We start from the raw sequence: 14,988 nt of genomic DNA on the forward strand, positions 1-14,988 counted from the left end.
AATTGCTATAAAGATACGTACAAAATAGAGAAATGCGATGTAGTAAACCTTATTTCTAATTAAGGTTTATTACTCAATAGTTTAATTTATACGCAACTACCTTGTTCTTAAAGAACGTAGGAACAAGGACAAGGTTATCGGAAGGTATAAATCCTATATCCGCAGTATTCGATTCTTCGTCTTTGGTATCCAGTATTTTAGTCTCTTTTCCATCTTGGATCAGATAGATTTCCCCTTGCCATCTACTTGCTATGAAAGTATGCTCATCAATGACAATCAAACCATCACCACCAGTAACTACCCTATTGAGTGTTTCGAAACTTCCGTCCGAATTGTATTTTTTCAATCCTGAACCATCTAGTCCGTAAAGCACACCATTCTTGCCTACCCTTAGGCCATTGATGTTATCTTGGCCTTCGGCAAAAATACTGAAATCACCATTTTCGAAAAGATGGATTCTCCCGGTTTTCATATCGGAAAAATACACCTTGTCTCCATCCGTATCTATGTCATTTAGAAACTCAGCCCCTTCTATTGCATACCTCTTGCTGATCTGGGCTGTTTCGATATCTATCTCAACAAGCTCATCGATGTTTGTGACATATAACTTTCCATTGCTTATTCCCATCCCCTTGGGTGCATCTATACCTGATACCCATTCCTTGTGGAGAATCTCACCTTCTTTATTGATCATGGCAATGCTTCCCTTGCCGTCTTTTTCTGTCGGATTCCCGTCGATGTTTGAGACATAGATATCACCGGTAGCCTCGTCAAACAGGACGGATTCATTGGTGGGCAAATCCTCGGAAGTCTCCCACACTTTGGTTAGTGATGGTTCTGTGGTTTCTTCTATTTCAACTTCAGTGACTTCTTCCGTCTTTGTGCTGGAGTTACAACTCCAGATCAAGAACGATAGAAGAAAAACAAGTGATAATTTTAGATTGGTTTTCATAATTTGGTTTCCGTTTTTGGTTTGAACGTTAGGTTACTCTTCTTTGAATCCTTTTTTCAACACCTTAAAATTAAGCAATAATTTAGGAACTGGTATGCAATCAGGCAATTGAATGACAGAAGGTAAAGAAAAATCCCCTTAAGCCAGAAACCATAAGACAAAACTCCTTTACTTACAGACTCTTATAATCTCAACTCAAAACTTTTGGAGCTATATATTTCCCAATTCACCAAACATCAAATTACCTCCAAAAACATCTTGTTTCGAAATTGCCCGGGACTTTTTTCTTTTAATTGAAGAAGTTCACCCTCCCAATGTTCGGGACAGGCTCTTAGTGGTTGATTTTATCGCATCTCACTTTTGTCTGAGGTCTTTGCCTTGTGTCTTATATCCCAATGCCTTCTGCAAATCTTGCCTCTTTTCTCTACCATCTCATATCCCCCTGTCATATATTCCGTATTTTTAGACACTAAGGTATAAGTATGAAGCAACAGCTACTCGATCAAATCATCAAGGAACTCCATCATGAGGCCTATCTCTGGTCTCGGCAGTGTTGTGGTTTTGATGAGGAGCTCGCAAAGGATGTGTTGCAGCATGTGTATCTGAAAATCTGGGAAGAAAAAGCAAAGTACAGGGCAGAATCTAAAGTAAAGACATGGCTGTTTTCAGTAATCAGGTTTACAGCCTTGGAATGGCTGAAAAGGGATCAGAAAACCGTTTCTTTAAATGCTGATTTCGACTTGGCAGAACCTGACAAAATACCGGAAGCGACATCCCATGAAGAATTAATCCAAATGTTACCGGAAAGACAAAAGGAAATTCTATTGCTGGTATTTTACCATCAAATGACATTGGAAAAAGCCGCTGAAGTGATGGAAGTGACGCTTGGAACAGCCCGGGTCCATTACGACAGGGGAAAGAAAAAACTCAAAGAACTCATTTTAAAAAAACAACATTATGAAGCTACAAGATGATATTACCGATGTAGAGCTGGAAATGTTTTTTTCTGAGCTTCGAAATAAAGACAGTCACTTAAACACGCCCACATACCCCGGAAAACCAACTTTCAAGATCTGGAAGCTATTGCCAATTGGCATAGCAGCTTCTCTTCTATTGGGATTGTGGATTTGGAATCAAGAAAAAGATGACATTACCCTCTATCAGGATATGATAATCATTTCCCTGATAGAACGAGAAAACCAAGAACAAACCATCATCATTGAACAAGCCGCATCGATGGATGTGTGGGAATCTCCTACCGCATCCTTATTAAATGAATTCTAAACCAATTATAATGTTATGAAAAAATTATTCACAGTGTACTTATTGCTCTTGGCAGGGATGGTTCAAGGACAAGATTTGTTTCAGGGAAGTTTGTTTCCAGCCGAATTGATTATGAAAAATAGGGAAACAATCTCCCTAAGCGATCAACAAGCAGAAAAGATCAAGGCGATTCACAGCAAAAATGCTGGTGAATTCAGCACGCTGAGATGGGATCTGGATGCGGAAAATGAAAAACTGAAGAAAATACTCCAAGAACCAAAAATAAATTCAGAAGCAGCCCAAAAGCAAATGGACAAAGTCCTCAACTTGGAAAACCAACTAAAGAAAAAACAATTCAGCAACCTTTTGTCCATCAGAAATGAGCTGAATGAAGAACAAGCTACTCAATTGGCGAAGTTTAGCAAACCTAGCATTTCAGTAACAGGATATAAAGGCAACGGTAGGATTGAAGGGATATCAACAAATAATAGTGTATCCGTATTTAGTGGTACGCCCTCCTACTCCTCGGCAGATGGAGAGAAAAAATCAACGAGTATTGTACTCCGTGGAACAAATAGTCTGTCAGGGGAAAATCAACCCCTTTACATTCTCAAAAAAGATGGTAAAGATACAGTCATCAAGGACATGAAAGATATAAATCCAAATGATATTGAGAGTATAACAGTACTAAAAGATGCTACAGCAACAAGTCAATATGGACCAAAAGCTTCGAATGGTGTCATCATCATTACCCTTAAAAAAGGAGCGGACTTCAAATATGAAAAATAAAATGCAAACCCTTGAAGGGTTTGCAGACGAGAAAATTGTGATGAAGAAAAAAAGGTTATTTCTATCTATTTTGATTGGTTGTATTACTTCTATTGTTTTTGCACAGGACCTTAAAAGACAATTATTGGGAAAATGGAAATTGACAAAGAATGAAGCTTATGAATTTTCAATATTGCATTCCATACCTAACCATACCGATGAAGCAGCTCTTGTAGACATCATGGCATGGATGGATGATGTACATGAAAATACATATATGGATTTTTTTAGCCCAGATTCTCTCAGATCCACACTTATAGACAAGAAAGAAATAATACAATATGCTGATGTTTGGAATGTATCAGATCAGGATTCCATCATTACCTGGAAGACAAAGTTTCCACCCCATGTCCTTCAGGCAAAAGTTATAAAAGTAAATGATGAAATTCTTGAACTTAAATTTCTCAAAAACCAAAAAGTAGGGAGATATAGTACACATTTCAAGAAGTTGAGATCTGAAACTGACAAAAAATCCCTTTAAGTAACAATTGAAATCCGCTATTATATATAAAAGAGACAAAATACCCTTTGGAAACATAAATGGTTTCCAAAGGGCTTGTCCATGTCATACAGGGATTTATTTTTATCGTATAAAAATTACTTGATAAACCGCTCCATTTCCGAATAAAACCAATCCGGCTCGTCCAAGAACACAAAGTGGTAGGCACTTTCTGCGACTAGCAAATCTGCATCTTTGATGTCTTTCAGTTGGTTTTGGTATCCTAATGTCACGTTTTCTTTGGTAGCACCGAAGTTTTGGTAGGCGGACCAAGCACCAAAAACCTGAACAGGGATTTTGATCTTTTCCATCAATGGACGAATGTCTGTAGTGTACATTTCACCATAGGCCTGACCGATAATCTTGGGGTTGCTACTGATTCCCATCTCTATCACTTTTTCTCTTTTGGAAGGAGTAGCGATCATTGTTTCGACAATCGTTTTTTGGTTTTGCAAGGCTTGCTCCTCGTTCATTGAGGCCATCCCCGCAGTCATTTGCTCTACGATGGGCTTGGCAGACTCAGGAGTTATCCCCGGCATCTGCAATACAGGAAAATATGGCACACCATCCACTGACACCACTTTTTCAAATAACTCCGGCGCCTCTGCTGCTGCCCAAAGACTCAAAAAACCACCCATGCTGTGACCAACGAGAATGGCATTTTCCAAGTTATTTTCCTTCGTATAAGAAATCAATTCTTCTAAAATTGCTTTGAGGTAATGATCCTTTTTTACAAACTCATCATTACCAAATCCCTTGATATGAACCAAATGCAATTCATAATTATCCTTATACCTTCCCACCAAATCATCCCAAACATCAGAAGTACAGGCCATCCCATGAATCAAGATTATCGGCTGTCCTTTTCCCAAGACAGTTGTACTCATTACTTTCTCAGATTGCTGCGCAAATATTGTCCCTGTAAATGCCATGCATAATAGAAGCGTCAAGATAGACTTTGTTGTTTTCATGATTTTGCTGTTTTGTTTGACTCAAATTTGGCAGAAGGAATAGACTTCCTAAAATTACTTTGACATAGGGGGTCTGGGACTTGACGAAATGTAAAAAGCACTCTCAAAAACTGTTTCCGAGCCATAAAACTATCCTTTTCTCAAACAATTCGGTTTTATCGACAATTGGTCATTGAAAACTTACGATTGGTCAATCAATTTTGATTGCCTTCTTGATTATTGTGATTTTTGGAGAAAGAGAAAAATGATTTGGTGGACAATATATATCGTAGCTGTTGTATTTTTAACCTTAGGTTTGGCGAAGGCATTCCAAAAAGAAAGTAAAGACTAAAATTTGAATTCAAAAACATCCATAACCAATAAATTCATGGGGAACATTACTGGTAACTTCATCGGACAAATCCATCTGCTTGCATCAATTGCGGCCTTGATTTTAGGGTTTTATGTTTTGGTCTCAGACAAAGGAACCAAAAGACACAAACAAGTCGGCTATGCATATGTTCTGTCAATGGTTTTGGTGAACCTAACTGCATTTATGATCTATCGACTTTTTGGCAAGTTTGGAATATTCCACTGGTTTGCGATTATCAGCATTATGACAATCATCGCAGGCCTATACCCTTTGATTTCAAAAAAAACAAAAGACTATCTGGTTTACCATTTCAACTTTATGTATTGGAGCGTAATTGGTCTTTATTGTGCATTGATGGCAGAGACTTTCTCAAGACTTCCTGACATTGTGCTAAAAGAAACCGGTGAGCCAAATATGGTATTTTATAAATTTGTCGGAATCGGAACAGCAGTAGTAATGGTAATTGGAGTATCTTTCTATTTAAAATTTAGGCCAATTTGGCAAAATAAATATGGCCGATAAATTCTACTTCATGATCGAAAAACTTAAACACTATAAGATCCATCATTTTCTATTTTGGGCAGTATATTTTTTCTTTTGGGTCGATTACTATACTCCATATTATGAAAATATAATTGATCTTTATGGTGTAACGGGAATTTATCTGTTTGCACATGCATCACTTTTTTATACGATGCGTTGGATGTTTCTCTCTGAGGATCAAAAAAAACTGAATTCCTATCTTTTGATTATCATTTATCTAGTCTTGTGTGTGGTATTTAGTTTTGTCATGTATGCTATGATCAAGCTATGGCTTGGGGGTAGGCCAGAGGAAATTTTCAAGACAGACTTCATTCAGATCATCATGTTTTTTTCTATTTCTAACTTCTTCACAGTTGGCGCCTTATTGGTCCTTGCGATATTTTCACACAATAGAAGACAGCAAAGAATAGTTGAAGCCATGGAAAAGGAGCGGCTAGAGACGGAACTACAATATCTCAAAGCACAAGTCAATCCACATTTTCTCTTCAATACCATCAATTCTATCTATGTGTTGATCAAGATTGATCCTGAAAAAGCCTCCGACACCTTAATCAAATTATCAAACCTACTGAGATCTCAGCTTTACGAATTCGCAGAAGACAGGATCGACATCGCCAAAGAATTGGATTACCTCGAAAACTACCTTGCACTCGAAAAAATCCGTAAAGGTGAAAGATTGGAATTGACATTTGAAAAAGATGGAGATTTGGCTGGCTTTGAGGTTGCCCCCTTGATGCTGATTCCATTTTTGGAAAATTGCTTCAAGCATCTCTCCACCTACACAGACCGGCCCAATACTGTTCAGATCAAAATAAAAAAGGAAGGGAAGTTATTGGAAGCCACATTTTTCAATACTTGTGAAGTAAAGAATACAACGAAGGAACCAAAGGTTGGAGGAATTGGTCTGAATAATATCAAGAGAAGACTTGAACTTGTCTATCCAAAGCAACATGAGCTAAGTATCAGGCATGACCAAGAGGGATATTTTGTACATTTGAAAATAAAGCTAGAAGGATGAAAATCAAGGCAATCATTGTAGAAGACGAACCATTGGCCAGACAAGGTCTGGAAAGCTATGTCCATGAGATAGCGAGCCTTGAGCTTTGTGGTCTATGTGAAAATGCCCTTCAAGCCAATGAAATACTAGCTTCCGAAAAGCCAGATTTGATGTTTTTGGACATTCAGATGCCAAAGATCACTGGGCTCGATTTCCTCAAATCACTCTCCTCCCCTCCACTTGTCATCTTGACTACCGCATATCCCAATTATGCCTTACAAGGTTTTGAATTGGATGTGGTGGATTATTTGGTAAAGCCCTATCCCTTTGACAGGTTTGTCAAAGCCGTGAACAAAGCCAGGGAAATTCTTACCCTTAGACAAAGTAAAGAGAGTAATTCCAAAAATGCTTTGCAGAAAGACAGCATCTATGTCAAAGTTGACAATGCCCTAAAAAGGATCAATCTGGCCGACATCCACTATGTAGAGGGCATGGAGAATTATGTATCGATCTATACAGCCACAGATCGTCATATCACCCTGCTCACCATGAAAAGTATGGAAGAAATGCTTCCTACATCTGACTTTCTCCGGGTACACAAAACCTACATCGCCGCCAAGTCAAAAGTCTTGGCAATCACGGGCAATGAACTGGATATGGGAATCTCCAAAATCCCAATTTCGAGAAACAGGAGAAATGAAATTATTGGGGAGTTGACTGGGGGAGGTTAGAGATTGTAAGGTTGGGAAAATTAAATGAGCCTTTCCGTCGAGGTAGATTAAAAAGATTAGGGTTAGAGAGCTTGTTTGGGAATAGATGGGTAAACAATCAATTGACAATTTTTTTATTGATCCAGCAGTAAGGTTTGGTAAACACTGTATCAAAGGCATAAGGATTTCGGTTTTTGATATTCATAAAATACCAAAAATTGGCCTTTGAGTATATGCTTATACCCAAAGGCTTTATTGATTGGCAAAGACATAGGACTAATCAATCCCAACAGTCACATGGTTTGGATTGTGTGGCACCAAATTTTTCATAAATCTCGTCCAACTGATCCTGTTTTTCATCATAGGGCAGTTTATTGTTTTTCTGGATAGCCAATACCTGTTTTTTCAAGCTCTCCAATTCCGATTTCTTTTTGGTGTAACAATTAAGGTTGCATTGGGCTTCAGCTCTTCTTTTCGAAGCCTCCACACCATTGTTGTTTTGAAGCTCACTAAGTGCGGTTTTTGCTCCCAATATGTGGTTGTCCATTGATGCTATCATCAGATCAAATACCTCAATGGAAAACTCCGGATTGTCATATCCCTCTCCAAGTGAAAGTATGTTATTGCTTTCCATAAAATTTGACCAATTCTCACTGTTCTGCTTTTCAACCATGGTATTGTATCCATTCGGATTACCCTTGTCAAAAGCAGCTGCACCCAACTGATCAGCCAGATAGGAATTCATCCCCTGATACCCCCTGGTGTCAAAGGAAAAATCCGCGTCTTCATACCCTATCATCATAACCAAAGATTTGGAATCTCTCATGCCGATAAGCAGGTAAGTTTTGCCTTTGCCATCATAGACATAGCCCAAACCAGAGAATCCGAGAACTGTCCTTGGGGAAGTTCCCGAAAACTCTACATCGGGAGATTTGGCCAACCAAACCCCCACTTTCTTTCCATCTATGTTTACCACATACTCCTCACTGTCCAATCCCAAAAATTTATTGGTTGATTTTCTTCCAGACTTAATTGCAGAATCAAGAAAATCCTTAGCCTCCAACCCACTATTCCCTTCATCATAACCACCCAAATCCATATTGGTGAAAAATGACCCTTCCTTGCTTTTGATGTATCCCATAAACCTTTCGTTGTTGGGGTCAAACACCTGATGCATCTGGGCTTCCATTTTCTCCCGGCTCAATTTCTCCAACGCTTTGGTATCCTTGATAGACAATCCCTCTGCAGTACTATGATAGAAGTAACTCACCCCAAGCTCACCCTCTAAGGTATACAGCGCATAACTGATTTTCTTATCAAAATGCATGATTGCGGGCGGCCCCTGCCTGGGAGTCTTTGGGATTTTTGGTTGTTTATTTCCTGTAGGGATATCTGGACCATCGGGAGATGGCTGGCCAGAAGGTGACCCACCACCTATACCATTTGGAATGCTGCTCCCCTCAGCTCCCTGAAAACCACATGGGAAACTGAAAATTCTGAGCAACTCATTGTCCTTGAACTTTTTAGACAATTCATCTTCATCACAGTCATCGCTCTCTGGGGAATCTTCCTCAGTAAACTCCTGACTTGGTCTTCCTGCCTTCTCTGAAGGAATCTGGCTTGCCCGGATGACTTTTCGCTGTTGGGCATTGGAAAGTGTAGCCAACAATGGGCAACACCAAACCAACACCATAATTAATAAGAGATATTTTATTGATTTCATAGCAATTTTCCATTAAACGATTCCATTCTTTCAATCGGTTTACTTCCATTGTTGTAATTGGTAATGGATTTGACATGCCCAGTGTACCTGTCTACTGACCGGATATGAATCCAAAGAAATTCATATGTAATGGTTGCACTGCCCATATTTTGGGAGACGACCATTTTATGTCGAGAGCGACCATCAGTATTGTCAAAATTCACCGGAACTTGATTCCAGGTCTGCTTGGTTGTAGCCATCAAACCTTTGACTGACAGCGTGGTCTTCCCATCTTGGATGACGAATTTTGGATAAACCCCATCACTTTTTGTGTTGGTGAATACCAAATCTTGCCCCAAGAGCCCATGGACTCCAATTGCATAGAACAGCATCAATGTAAGGATTGCTATTCTCATGACTTTAGAGTTTGATGAATTCCACCCTTCTGTTTTGGGCTTTTCCTTCCGAAGTATTATTGGTAGAAACCGGCTGGGACTGACCCTTGCCATCTGTTTCCAATCTTGATGCATCTATCCCAAAATCATTGACAAGGGCACTTTTTACAGCTGCTGCCCTTCGTTTGGAAAGATCAAGGTTGAGATTTTCCGAACCGTCACTGTCTGTATGGCCAATGACCTGAACCCGAACACCCGCGTTTTGCTGAAGTGTCTCAGCAATTTCCTTCAACACTCCAAAGGAAGAATTTTTCAATACGTCTGAATTGCTGTCGAAAGTGATGCTATTGGTAACAAACTTACCTTCAGTGATCAGCTTGCTTCTGGTATCAGGTTCCCCCGAGGCAATTTTCAGGTCAGTGAAATACAGATCCCCAGACCAATAGTTTGTCCCAAAAAGCAATGCATACTCAACACCCGTTGAAAAAGCCCTAGGTAGATCATATATTTTTTCGTCGTCGATATATACCCTTAACCTTGTACCTTGTCTCCACATGGAGACTCTATACACGGATAGAAAATCCCCTGATTTGGTACCATTGTTTCGAAGTTCCGTACCTGTACTACTTTTGGAAAAATAGGAATACTGGATCCCTTCAGGAAGGGGATGGACTTCCACCAACACCTGCGTATCACCACTGAAATGAAGGTCATAAGCCATCCTATCAGGCATAGCTTCGACAAATATCGTCTTCAGTCCTCCCATGCTGTTCGAAAAATCCTCACTGACGGTGATGTCAAATTCCAACGTGAAATTTTCAGGTAGCTTATTGACAAAATCTGGGACAAAAACCCCTGACTTGGCAGGTAGCATCCAGTTCATGTCATCCCCTTCAAACCTCACTATTTCCCCTCCTGAATCTGTATTCCAATCTACAGGAAAATCTCCCATGGCAACATTCTCGAAACCTTCGTAAGCAATCACTTTTTCTCCAGATATAAAATCGAACTTAGAGTCAACACTTCTCTTATGACTGCTTCTTGACACACCCTCACCCTGATTTTGGAGATCCTCTGAAGACCCCATTTCAACCCCCTCCTCGGCTTGGCGTTCCTCCCGATTGTTCTTTTTATTTCTTTTTTTGAAAATACTGCCGATCCCCTCTTCAATTTTATTGAGGGCCTTATCGACACCCTGTTCAGACCTTGATTCCGCCCTATTGGTGGTTTGGTCTTTGCTTCTCTGCACTACCCGTTGACCTACTCCATTCTGGGCAGCCAATTCTTCTTGTATAGTAAGAAATGCCAGAATTATTAAAATTTTTTTCATCTCATGTATGGTTTTGGTGAATTTTAATTTTATACTTAGTGCAAAAACCCATTTGTGGTAAACCCAACTGAAAAAATATTTTTTGAGGGGTTTACCTTGAGGGATACCTTACACTAATGGAGTAGATGTGAAAGAACTACTGGATAGATTACAAAATGGCGATCAATCGGCACTAGAGCAGGTCTACGTCGATTACCGGATACCTTTTTTAGATTTTCTGAAAAGGTACAAGTTAGATAGGAATCTTGCTGAAGATATCTATCAGGATGCCGTATTGGCTCTATTTGAGAATGCTGTCAAAGGCAAACTCAAGGACATCAAAAGCAGCATCAAGACATATCTTTTTGCCATCGGAAAATATATGGTATACAAAAGGTTGGCAAACAGCAAGAATGATGGTGCATTGGTCACTGAATTGCCTGAGGAGCTGGAATGGGACGGTTTTGAATCTGAACAAACAAATTCCGCAATCATCAAACTTCAGGAATACCTCGGTCAGTTGGGTGAAAAATGCAGGGAAATAATCAAGTTGAGTTATTTCGAAGAAAAATCCACTGAGGAAATTGTAAGCCTTCTTGGCTATCCAAACAAAGAAACACTGAAAAGCCAAAAATCCAGATGTATCCAACACCTTAAGAAAAAATTTCAAGTTTATGAAAAATAATATGGAAGAGCTAATTGAGAAGTACCTGAACAACCAGCTCAGTGAAGAGGAAAAAAGTGATTTTGAAAATCAATTGGAAAAAGACCCGGAATTAAAGGCAGACCTTGAGTTTAGGCATCAAATCAAGATCGCCTCAACCCTCAATGAGAGAAAAAGACTCAAAGAAATCCTACATAAAAAGTCACAGGAAGCAAGAAAACCAAGATGGCGATCATGGAAGATGGCAGCAGCACTCGCAGTGCTGCTTTCCCTCACCTGGATAGGATACTGGCTGACCAGCCAATACTCACAACAAAACGATCTGTTTTTGGCACATTACGAAACATTTCCAAACCTTGAGATGCCATCCATTAGGGGAGGAAGTATGGACAGAAGCTTATCGGAGGCTTTCCTCGCCTATGAAAATGAAGACTACCAGATAGCCAAAGACCTCCTTCTGCAAGACTATGAAGGTTCGGGAAACATGGTCAGCAAATATTATGCAGCAATGGCTGCAATGGAGCTAAAGGAATATGATATCGCTTACAGCTTACTGGAAAGTATAGACCAAAATATCCCCGATATCTACAAGACTCCCAGAGATTGGTACTTAGGCTTGCTTTTACTGAAGGGAAAAGATAACGAAAATGCCAAGTCAAAAATAGAAAAAGTAGCCAAGACAGAGCATGTGCTTGCTGGAAAAGCAAGTGAGTTATTTGACAAAATACCTTAAAACGATCTTTTCCCTAAGGGAAATCAATTATTGCATTTTCGAAACGAAGGGGATTTGAGGACTGAGGATTTTGTGCTGATCTGTTTGATCTCTGAAGACACAGACCAAGGCAGTCCGGATTCTATTCTATGGGGACACGGCCCAAGACTGCCCTGCTATTGGTAGTCCTCCGCAATGATTTTCTGTTAATTGCGATTTTCGACTCCTTTTTTCCAAAACCAAAAAACAGCAAACATTACAAACGCAGAGAAAATTGCGAACAAATAAGGTCTATATCCAAAATTGGCTTCAGTCACTTCCGAAGTATCGCCATTCAATACGAATCCTGCCCAAAAATAAGGATGTGTTTTTAGGGAATTGTGTTTGACAAAATCTATTTTCGCCAATCTGAGTGCTTCATCTTTTGGAAACCCATTTTTGAGATACTGATAGAAATACTCCATCAATACGCTTGTCTCCTTATCTGAAACTGGCCAAAGGCTATATACAGACGCTCCTACTCCAGAATATGTCAATGCCCTGCCCAAACCCATCAACCCAAGCCCAGGCTCCAAGCTCCCCACTCCCGTATTGCAGGCACTGAGAACTACCAAGTCTGCCGGAAAATGCAAATTGTACAATTCATGAAAAAACAACTTTTCGTCTCCTGAAAAAACCAAAGCCGAATTTTCAAACGAAAAATCATCTTGTTCCGCATGCAATGCCAGGTGGTGAATCTTGAATTGGGTCATGTTCGAAATGAAAGTCTTTTTGGTGGCATCTGTGTTGAGAAACACACTCCCCCCTAGAATATTACCTACCAAAGAAGCTTCTTTTCTATTGTTCTTGATACTCGAATAGCCACTTCCATCATATGCAGGGGCATAACTCGCCAAAAAATCCCCATCAAACTTTTTTTCCCTCATGTTCCTATATTCAAAAAACTTCAGGGAATATGAATAGCTGACCGGGTTGGTCTGTAGGAGGTGATTACTTTCAGCATCCATCAGAGTTTCAAAAGGGATATAACTTAACTCTGCATGTGGTATGATGACCAATTTTTTGCCTAAAATTGGCATTCCATCGGGGATCAATCTTCGGAAAAGCACTTTGGATTCAGCTTTGAAATCCAATTTTGGATCTATCAATTTTTCCTTCAGCCCAAATATTTCCTTCAGGATGACATCCCTTTCCCCAAGATGGAATAAATGTATCTTTTCCCCTTCCACACCCAAGAGAAACCCATTTTTATCTGTCAGATAATACTTCAAAACAAGCTCATTGGCTTTCAGCATTTGCTGGATCCGGGATATGTCAAAACCAAGTGGATCATTCGCATAGCCCATGAAGCCGTCTTTTCCTATTTGGTCCTCAATACTGTCCAGCAACAACCGGTACATGATCAAATCCTCAGAGGCCTCTACCCCAGAATCTTCCAATCCTTTGACTGTAAGTATCAAATCATTCTTTTGCCTAATCAGCTCAAATGAACCACTTAGATTTTGGATGTTTTTACTCAAAAATTCCTTTACAAATTGTTGGGACTCATTTCTTTCTATCTGATTTACCCCCATCATAATTCCATTTTCTATCAGATTTGGATTGGTTGTAAGTATCGTCAACAATCCATCGGATATTTGGCTTTGCTTCTGGGCTAGCTGTGGGTTGTATGCTCCCTTCAGATAAAAGGCTTCAAAAGTTTGTGAAGCAAGGGTGTAAAAATTGTAGGCAATCTGAATCAAACTGTTGTCATTTTCAAGCAATCCAATCTCATAGATAGTATTGGCAGACTTGATCAATACGTCGATATACCCAATATTGTTTTTGCCCTGTAGAGACAGTATGTCCAAAGACCGCAATTCTGAAAAACCAATAGGATTCGCTGTCCAAAGCCCATAAATATCTGCAAGGAGCACTTTGGATTCGTCAACTTCCCCTGTCCTAAACAGCATCTCTGCTTTCAGGACTTTCAATACCAATTCGCTGACTCCAAATTTGTTTTTTTCAAAATACCTGAGAGCCTTATTGCAGTGACTGAGTGAAGAATGCCACTGTTTGTCATGATAATATACGATTGCTTTATTTGCATCCATCTTCATCTCAAAAAAATCCTTTGCACCATAGGATTTCATTTCGTCATAAAAAGACAATGCAAGATCATACTTGCCCATAGTCTTATACATAAAACCGATGTTTTCCAATGATGCAAGAAAATATGCTTCCAGCCCAGTCAATTTGGATCGTTTCACAGTTGGGTAGAGTACTTTCAACTCGTCCCATCTTTGGAGAACGGCTTTTTCTTCGGGGATGTTAGAAAGAAAGGTCACCTGGCTAAACAAAAACCTGACGTCATAATCCAGCAAGTCCAATTCATCTTCGATAAGGTTTTGTTTTGCATGGTCTGTGTATTCTGCAAACTTGTCCATGTAATACCTCCCCCTTTTGAGGTCACCATACTGGACAAATGCATCCCGGAGATTGTTGAAAATGGTCGCCATATTCCAATAATCATCCGAATAGTTGTTGGACCACAATTCGAAGGCTTTCTCGTAATGATCAATGCAGCGGTTGGAATATCCCATCCAATCATAGGCATAGGCCAGATTGTTGTGGCATAAAGCCAACAAATTCAAATCCGCTCCAGGAAATTCATTCAGGATTTCTATCGCTTGGAGAATATGGTCTGATGATTTGGCAAAATTGTTCAAAGCTGAATAGATATAGCCTAAGTCTTTGAGCACTTCGGCTTTTTCGTTGGAGATCTCATCTATTGGGAACAACTCAAGGGAATCCAAAGCCAAACCAAGTGCTTTGTCATATTCCCCAGCATCCAGCCATTGTTTGTAATTTTCTTTATCACTATGTCCATAGCCTGGCAAAGCAATGACATAAAGTAATTCCAATAGCAAAATAAACTTGCTCAGTTGCCAAAAACTCCCCATCCTTAGATTATATAAAAGATTTCCATTGACTAATATTTCCAAATATCACCAGACAATGATGCGTCCGATTGGTCAATCGTATAATAAATAAGCTCCAGCTTATTGGAAGCAGATATGATTTTTGATTTGGGTGCAGATTACTATTACAA

15 protein-coding genes are annotated in these 14,988 nt (G+C 39.6%); 9 read left to right on the top strand and 6 right to left on the bottom strand.

Going from position 1 to position 14,988, the window contains the following annotated elements:
• Positions 1-73: 73 nt before the first annotated feature.
• Positions 74-952, bottom strand: coding sequence for a YncE family protein (locus ACFSKL_RS05600; protein WP_376884229.1), 879 nt, complete (start codon positions 950-952; stop codon positions 74-76).
• 482 nt (positions 953-1,434) lie between these two features.
• Here ACFSKL_RS05600 and ACFSKL_RS05605 point away from each other — a divergent pair, with 482 nt between their 5' ends.
• Genes ACFSKL_RS05605 through ACFSKL_RS05620 form a run of 4 tightly spaced genes read left to right on the top strand, consistent with a single transcriptional unit; the run spans position 1,435 to position 3,524 of the window.
• Positions 1,435-1,926 (top strand): RNA polymerase sigma factor, encoded by a 492-nt coding sequence (locus ACFSKL_RS05605; protein ID WP_376884231.1) that lies wholly within the window; start codon positions 1,435-1,437, stop codon positions 1,924-1,926.
• Positions 1,910-2,236, top strand: coding sequence for a hypothetical protein (locus ACFSKL_RS05610; protein ID WP_376884233.1), 327 nt, complete (start codon positions 1,910-1,912; stop codon positions 2,234-2,236). The genes ACFSKL_RS05605 and ACFSKL_RS05610 overlap by 17 nt, the downstream gene beginning before the upstream one ends.
• Before the next feature lie 15 nt (positions 2,237-2,251).
• On the top strand, positions 2,252-3,004 hold the full coding sequence (locus ACFSKL_RS05615; protein ID WP_376884235.1) for a Spy/CpxP family protein refolding chaperone: 753 nt from the start codon (positions 2,252-2,254) through the stop codon (positions 3,002-3,004).
• Complete coding sequence (locus ACFSKL_RS05620; protein WP_376884237.1) at positions 2,994-3,524, top strand: hypothetical protein; 531 nt, start codon at positions 2,994-2,996, stop codon at positions 3,522-3,524. Before ACFSKL_RS05615 ends, ACFSKL_RS05620 begins: the two co-directional genes overlap by 11 nt.
• Positions 3,525-3,640: 116 nt before the next feature.
• Here ACFSKL_RS05620 and ACFSKL_RS05625 read toward each other — a convergent pair whose 3' ends face one another.
• Positions 3,641-4,513, bottom strand: a complete 873-nt coding sequence (locus tag ACFSKL_RS05625; RefSeq protein ID WP_376884239.1) for an alpha/beta fold hydrolase — start codon at positions 4,511-4,513, stop codon at positions 3,641-3,643.
• Positions 4,514-4,880: 367 nt separating this feature from the next.
• Here ACFSKL_RS05625 and ACFSKL_RS05630 point away from each other — a divergent pair, with 367 nt between their 5' ends.
• Genes ACFSKL_RS05630 through ACFSKL_RS05640 form a run of 3 tightly spaced genes read left to right on the top strand, consistent with a single transcriptional unit; the run spans position 4,881 to position 7,136 of the window.
• Positions 4,881-5,387 carry a DUF2306 domain-containing protein gene (locus ACFSKL_RS05630; RefSeq protein ID WP_376884240.1) on the top strand — a complete coding sequence of 169 codons (507 nt, stop codon included), beginning with the start codon at positions 4,881-4,883 and terminating at the stop codon, positions 5,385-5,387.
• Positions 5,377-6,426 (top strand): sensor histidine kinase, encoded by a 1,050-nt coding sequence (locus ACFSKL_RS05635; RefSeq protein WP_376884242.1) that lies wholly within the window; start codon positions 5,377-5,379, stop codon positions 6,424-6,426. The genes ACFSKL_RS05630 and ACFSKL_RS05635 overlap by 11 nt, the downstream gene beginning before the upstream one ends.
• Positions 6,423-7,136 (top strand): LytR/AlgR family response regulator transcription factor, encoded by a 714-nt coding sequence (locus ACFSKL_RS05640; protein WP_376884244.1) that lies wholly within the window; start codon positions 6,423-6,425, stop codon positions 7,134-7,136. The genes ACFSKL_RS05635 and ACFSKL_RS05640 overlap by 4 nt, the downstream gene beginning before the upstream one ends.
• Positions 7,137-7,395: 259 nt before the next feature.
• Here ACFSKL_RS05640 and ACFSKL_RS05645 read toward each other — a convergent pair whose 3' ends face one another.
• The 3 genes from ACFSKL_RS05645 to ACFSKL_RS05655 are packed head-to-tail and all read right to left on the bottom strand — an operon-like array spanning position 7,396 to position 10,542.
• Entirely contained in the window at positions 7,396-8,838 is a 1,443-nt protein-coding gene (locus tag ACFSKL_RS05645; protein WP_376884246.1) for a hypothetical protein, read from the bottom strand.
• Complete coding sequence (locus ACFSKL_RS05650; RefSeq protein ID WP_376884248.1) at positions 8,835-9,233, bottom strand: hypothetical protein; 399 nt, start codon at positions 9,231-9,233, stop codon at positions 8,835-8,837. The genes ACFSKL_RS05645 and ACFSKL_RS05650 overlap by 4 nt, the downstream gene beginning before the upstream one ends.
• Positions 9,234-9,237: 4 nt before the next feature.
• Complete coding sequence (locus ACFSKL_RS05655) at positions 9,238-10,542, bottom strand: OmpA family protein (protein ID WP_376884250.1); 1,305 nt, start codon at positions 10,540-10,542, stop codon at positions 9,238-9,240.
• Between the two features lie 127 nt (positions 10,543-10,669).
• Between ACFSKL_RS05655 and ACFSKL_RS05660 the strand changes: the two genes are divergently transcribed.
• Both ACFSKL_RS05660 and ACFSKL_RS05665 read left to right on the top strand, forming a co-directional pair.
• Positions 10,670-11,206, top strand: a complete 537-nt coding sequence (locus ACFSKL_RS05660; RefSeq protein WP_376884252.1) for an RNA polymerase sigma factor — start codon at positions 10,670-10,672, stop codon at positions 11,204-11,206.
• The gene (locus tag ACFSKL_RS05665; RefSeq protein ID WP_376884253.1) at positions 11,196-11,918 is read left to right on the top strand and encodes an anti-sigma factor; all 723 of its coding nucleotides are present in this window, start codon (positions 11,196-11,198) and stop codon (positions 11,916-11,918) included. The genes ACFSKL_RS05660 and ACFSKL_RS05665 overlap by 11 nt, the downstream gene beginning before the upstream one ends.
• Before the next feature lie 185 nt (positions 11,919-12,103).
• Here the strand turns inward: ACFSKL_RS05665 and ACFSKL_RS05670 are convergent, their stop codons facing one another.
• The gene (locus ACFSKL_RS05670; RefSeq protein WP_376884256.1) at positions 12,104-14,839 is read right to left on the bottom strand and encodes a CHAT domain-containing protein; all 2,736 of its coding nucleotides are present in this window, start codon (positions 14,837-14,839) and stop codon (positions 12,104-12,106) included.
• Positions 14,840-14,988: the final 149 nt, after the last annotated feature.

The sequence above is a fragment of the Belliella marina genome, assembly GCF_042682445.1.
In the GTDB taxonomy this organism is placed as follows: domain Bacteria; phylum Bacteroidota; class Bacteroidia; order Cytophagales; family Cyclobacteriaceae; genus Belliella; species Belliella marina.

What these genes read in the sequence shown, in the direction of transcription:
- ACFSKL_RS05600 (WP_376884229.1), bottom strand. Translation starts at nt 952, where the DNA reads ATGAAAACCAATCTAAAATTATCACTTGTTTTTCTTCTATCGTTCTTG.
- ACFSKL_RS05605 (WP_376884231.1), top strand. Translation starts at nt 1,435, where the DNA reads ATGAAGCAACAGCTACTCGATCAAATCATCAAGGAACTCCATCATGAG.
- ACFSKL_RS05610 (WP_376884233.1), top strand. Translation starts at nt 1,910, where the DNA reads ATGAAGCTACAAGATGATATTACCGATGTAGAGCTGGAAATGTTTTTT.
- ACFSKL_RS05615 (WP_376884235.1), top strand. Translation starts at nt 2,252, where the DNA reads ATGAAAAAATTATTCACAGTGTACTTATTGCTCTTGGCAGGGATGGTT.
- ACFSKL_RS05620 (WP_376884237.1), top strand. Translation starts at nt 2,994, where the DNA reads ATGAAAAATAAAATGCAAACCCTTGAAGGGTTTGCAGACGAGAAAATT.
- ACFSKL_RS05625 (WP_376884239.1), bottom strand. Translation starts at nt 4,513, where the DNA reads ATGAAAACAACAAAGTCTATCTTGACGCTTCTATTATGCATGGCATTT.
- ACFSKL_RS05630 (WP_376884240.1), top strand. Translation starts at nt 4,881, where the DNA reads ATGGGGAACATTACTGGTAACTTCATCGGACAAATCCATCTGCTTGCA.
- ACFSKL_RS05635 (WP_376884242.1), top strand. Translation starts at nt 5,377, where the DNA reads ATGGCCGATAAATTCTACTTCATGATCGAAAAACTTAAACACTATAAG.
- ACFSKL_RS05640 (WP_376884244.1), top strand. Translation starts at nt 6,423, where the DNA reads ATGAAAATCAAGGCAATCATTGTAGAAGACGAACCATTGGCCAGACAA.
- ACFSKL_RS05645 (WP_376884246.1), bottom strand. Translation starts at nt 8,838, where the DNA reads ATGAAATCAATAAAATATCTCTTATTAATTATGGTGTTGGTTTGGTGT.
- ACFSKL_RS05650 (WP_376884248.1), bottom strand. Translation starts at nt 9,233, where the DNA reads ATGAGAATAGCAATCCTTACATTGATGCTGTTCTATGCAATTGGAGTC.
- ACFSKL_RS05655 (WP_376884250.1), bottom strand. Translation starts at nt 10,542, where the DNA reads ATGAAAAAAATTTTAATAATTCTGGCATTTCTTACTATACAAGAAGAA.
- ACFSKL_RS05665 (WP_376884253.1), top strand. Translation starts at nt 11,196, where the DNA reads ATGAAAAATAATATGGAAGAGCTAATTGAGAAGTACCTGAACAACCAG.
- ACFSKL_RS05670 (WP_376884256.1), bottom strand. Translation starts at nt 14,839, where the DNA reads ATGGGGAGTTTTTGGCAACTGAGCAAGTTTATTTTGCTATTGGAATTA.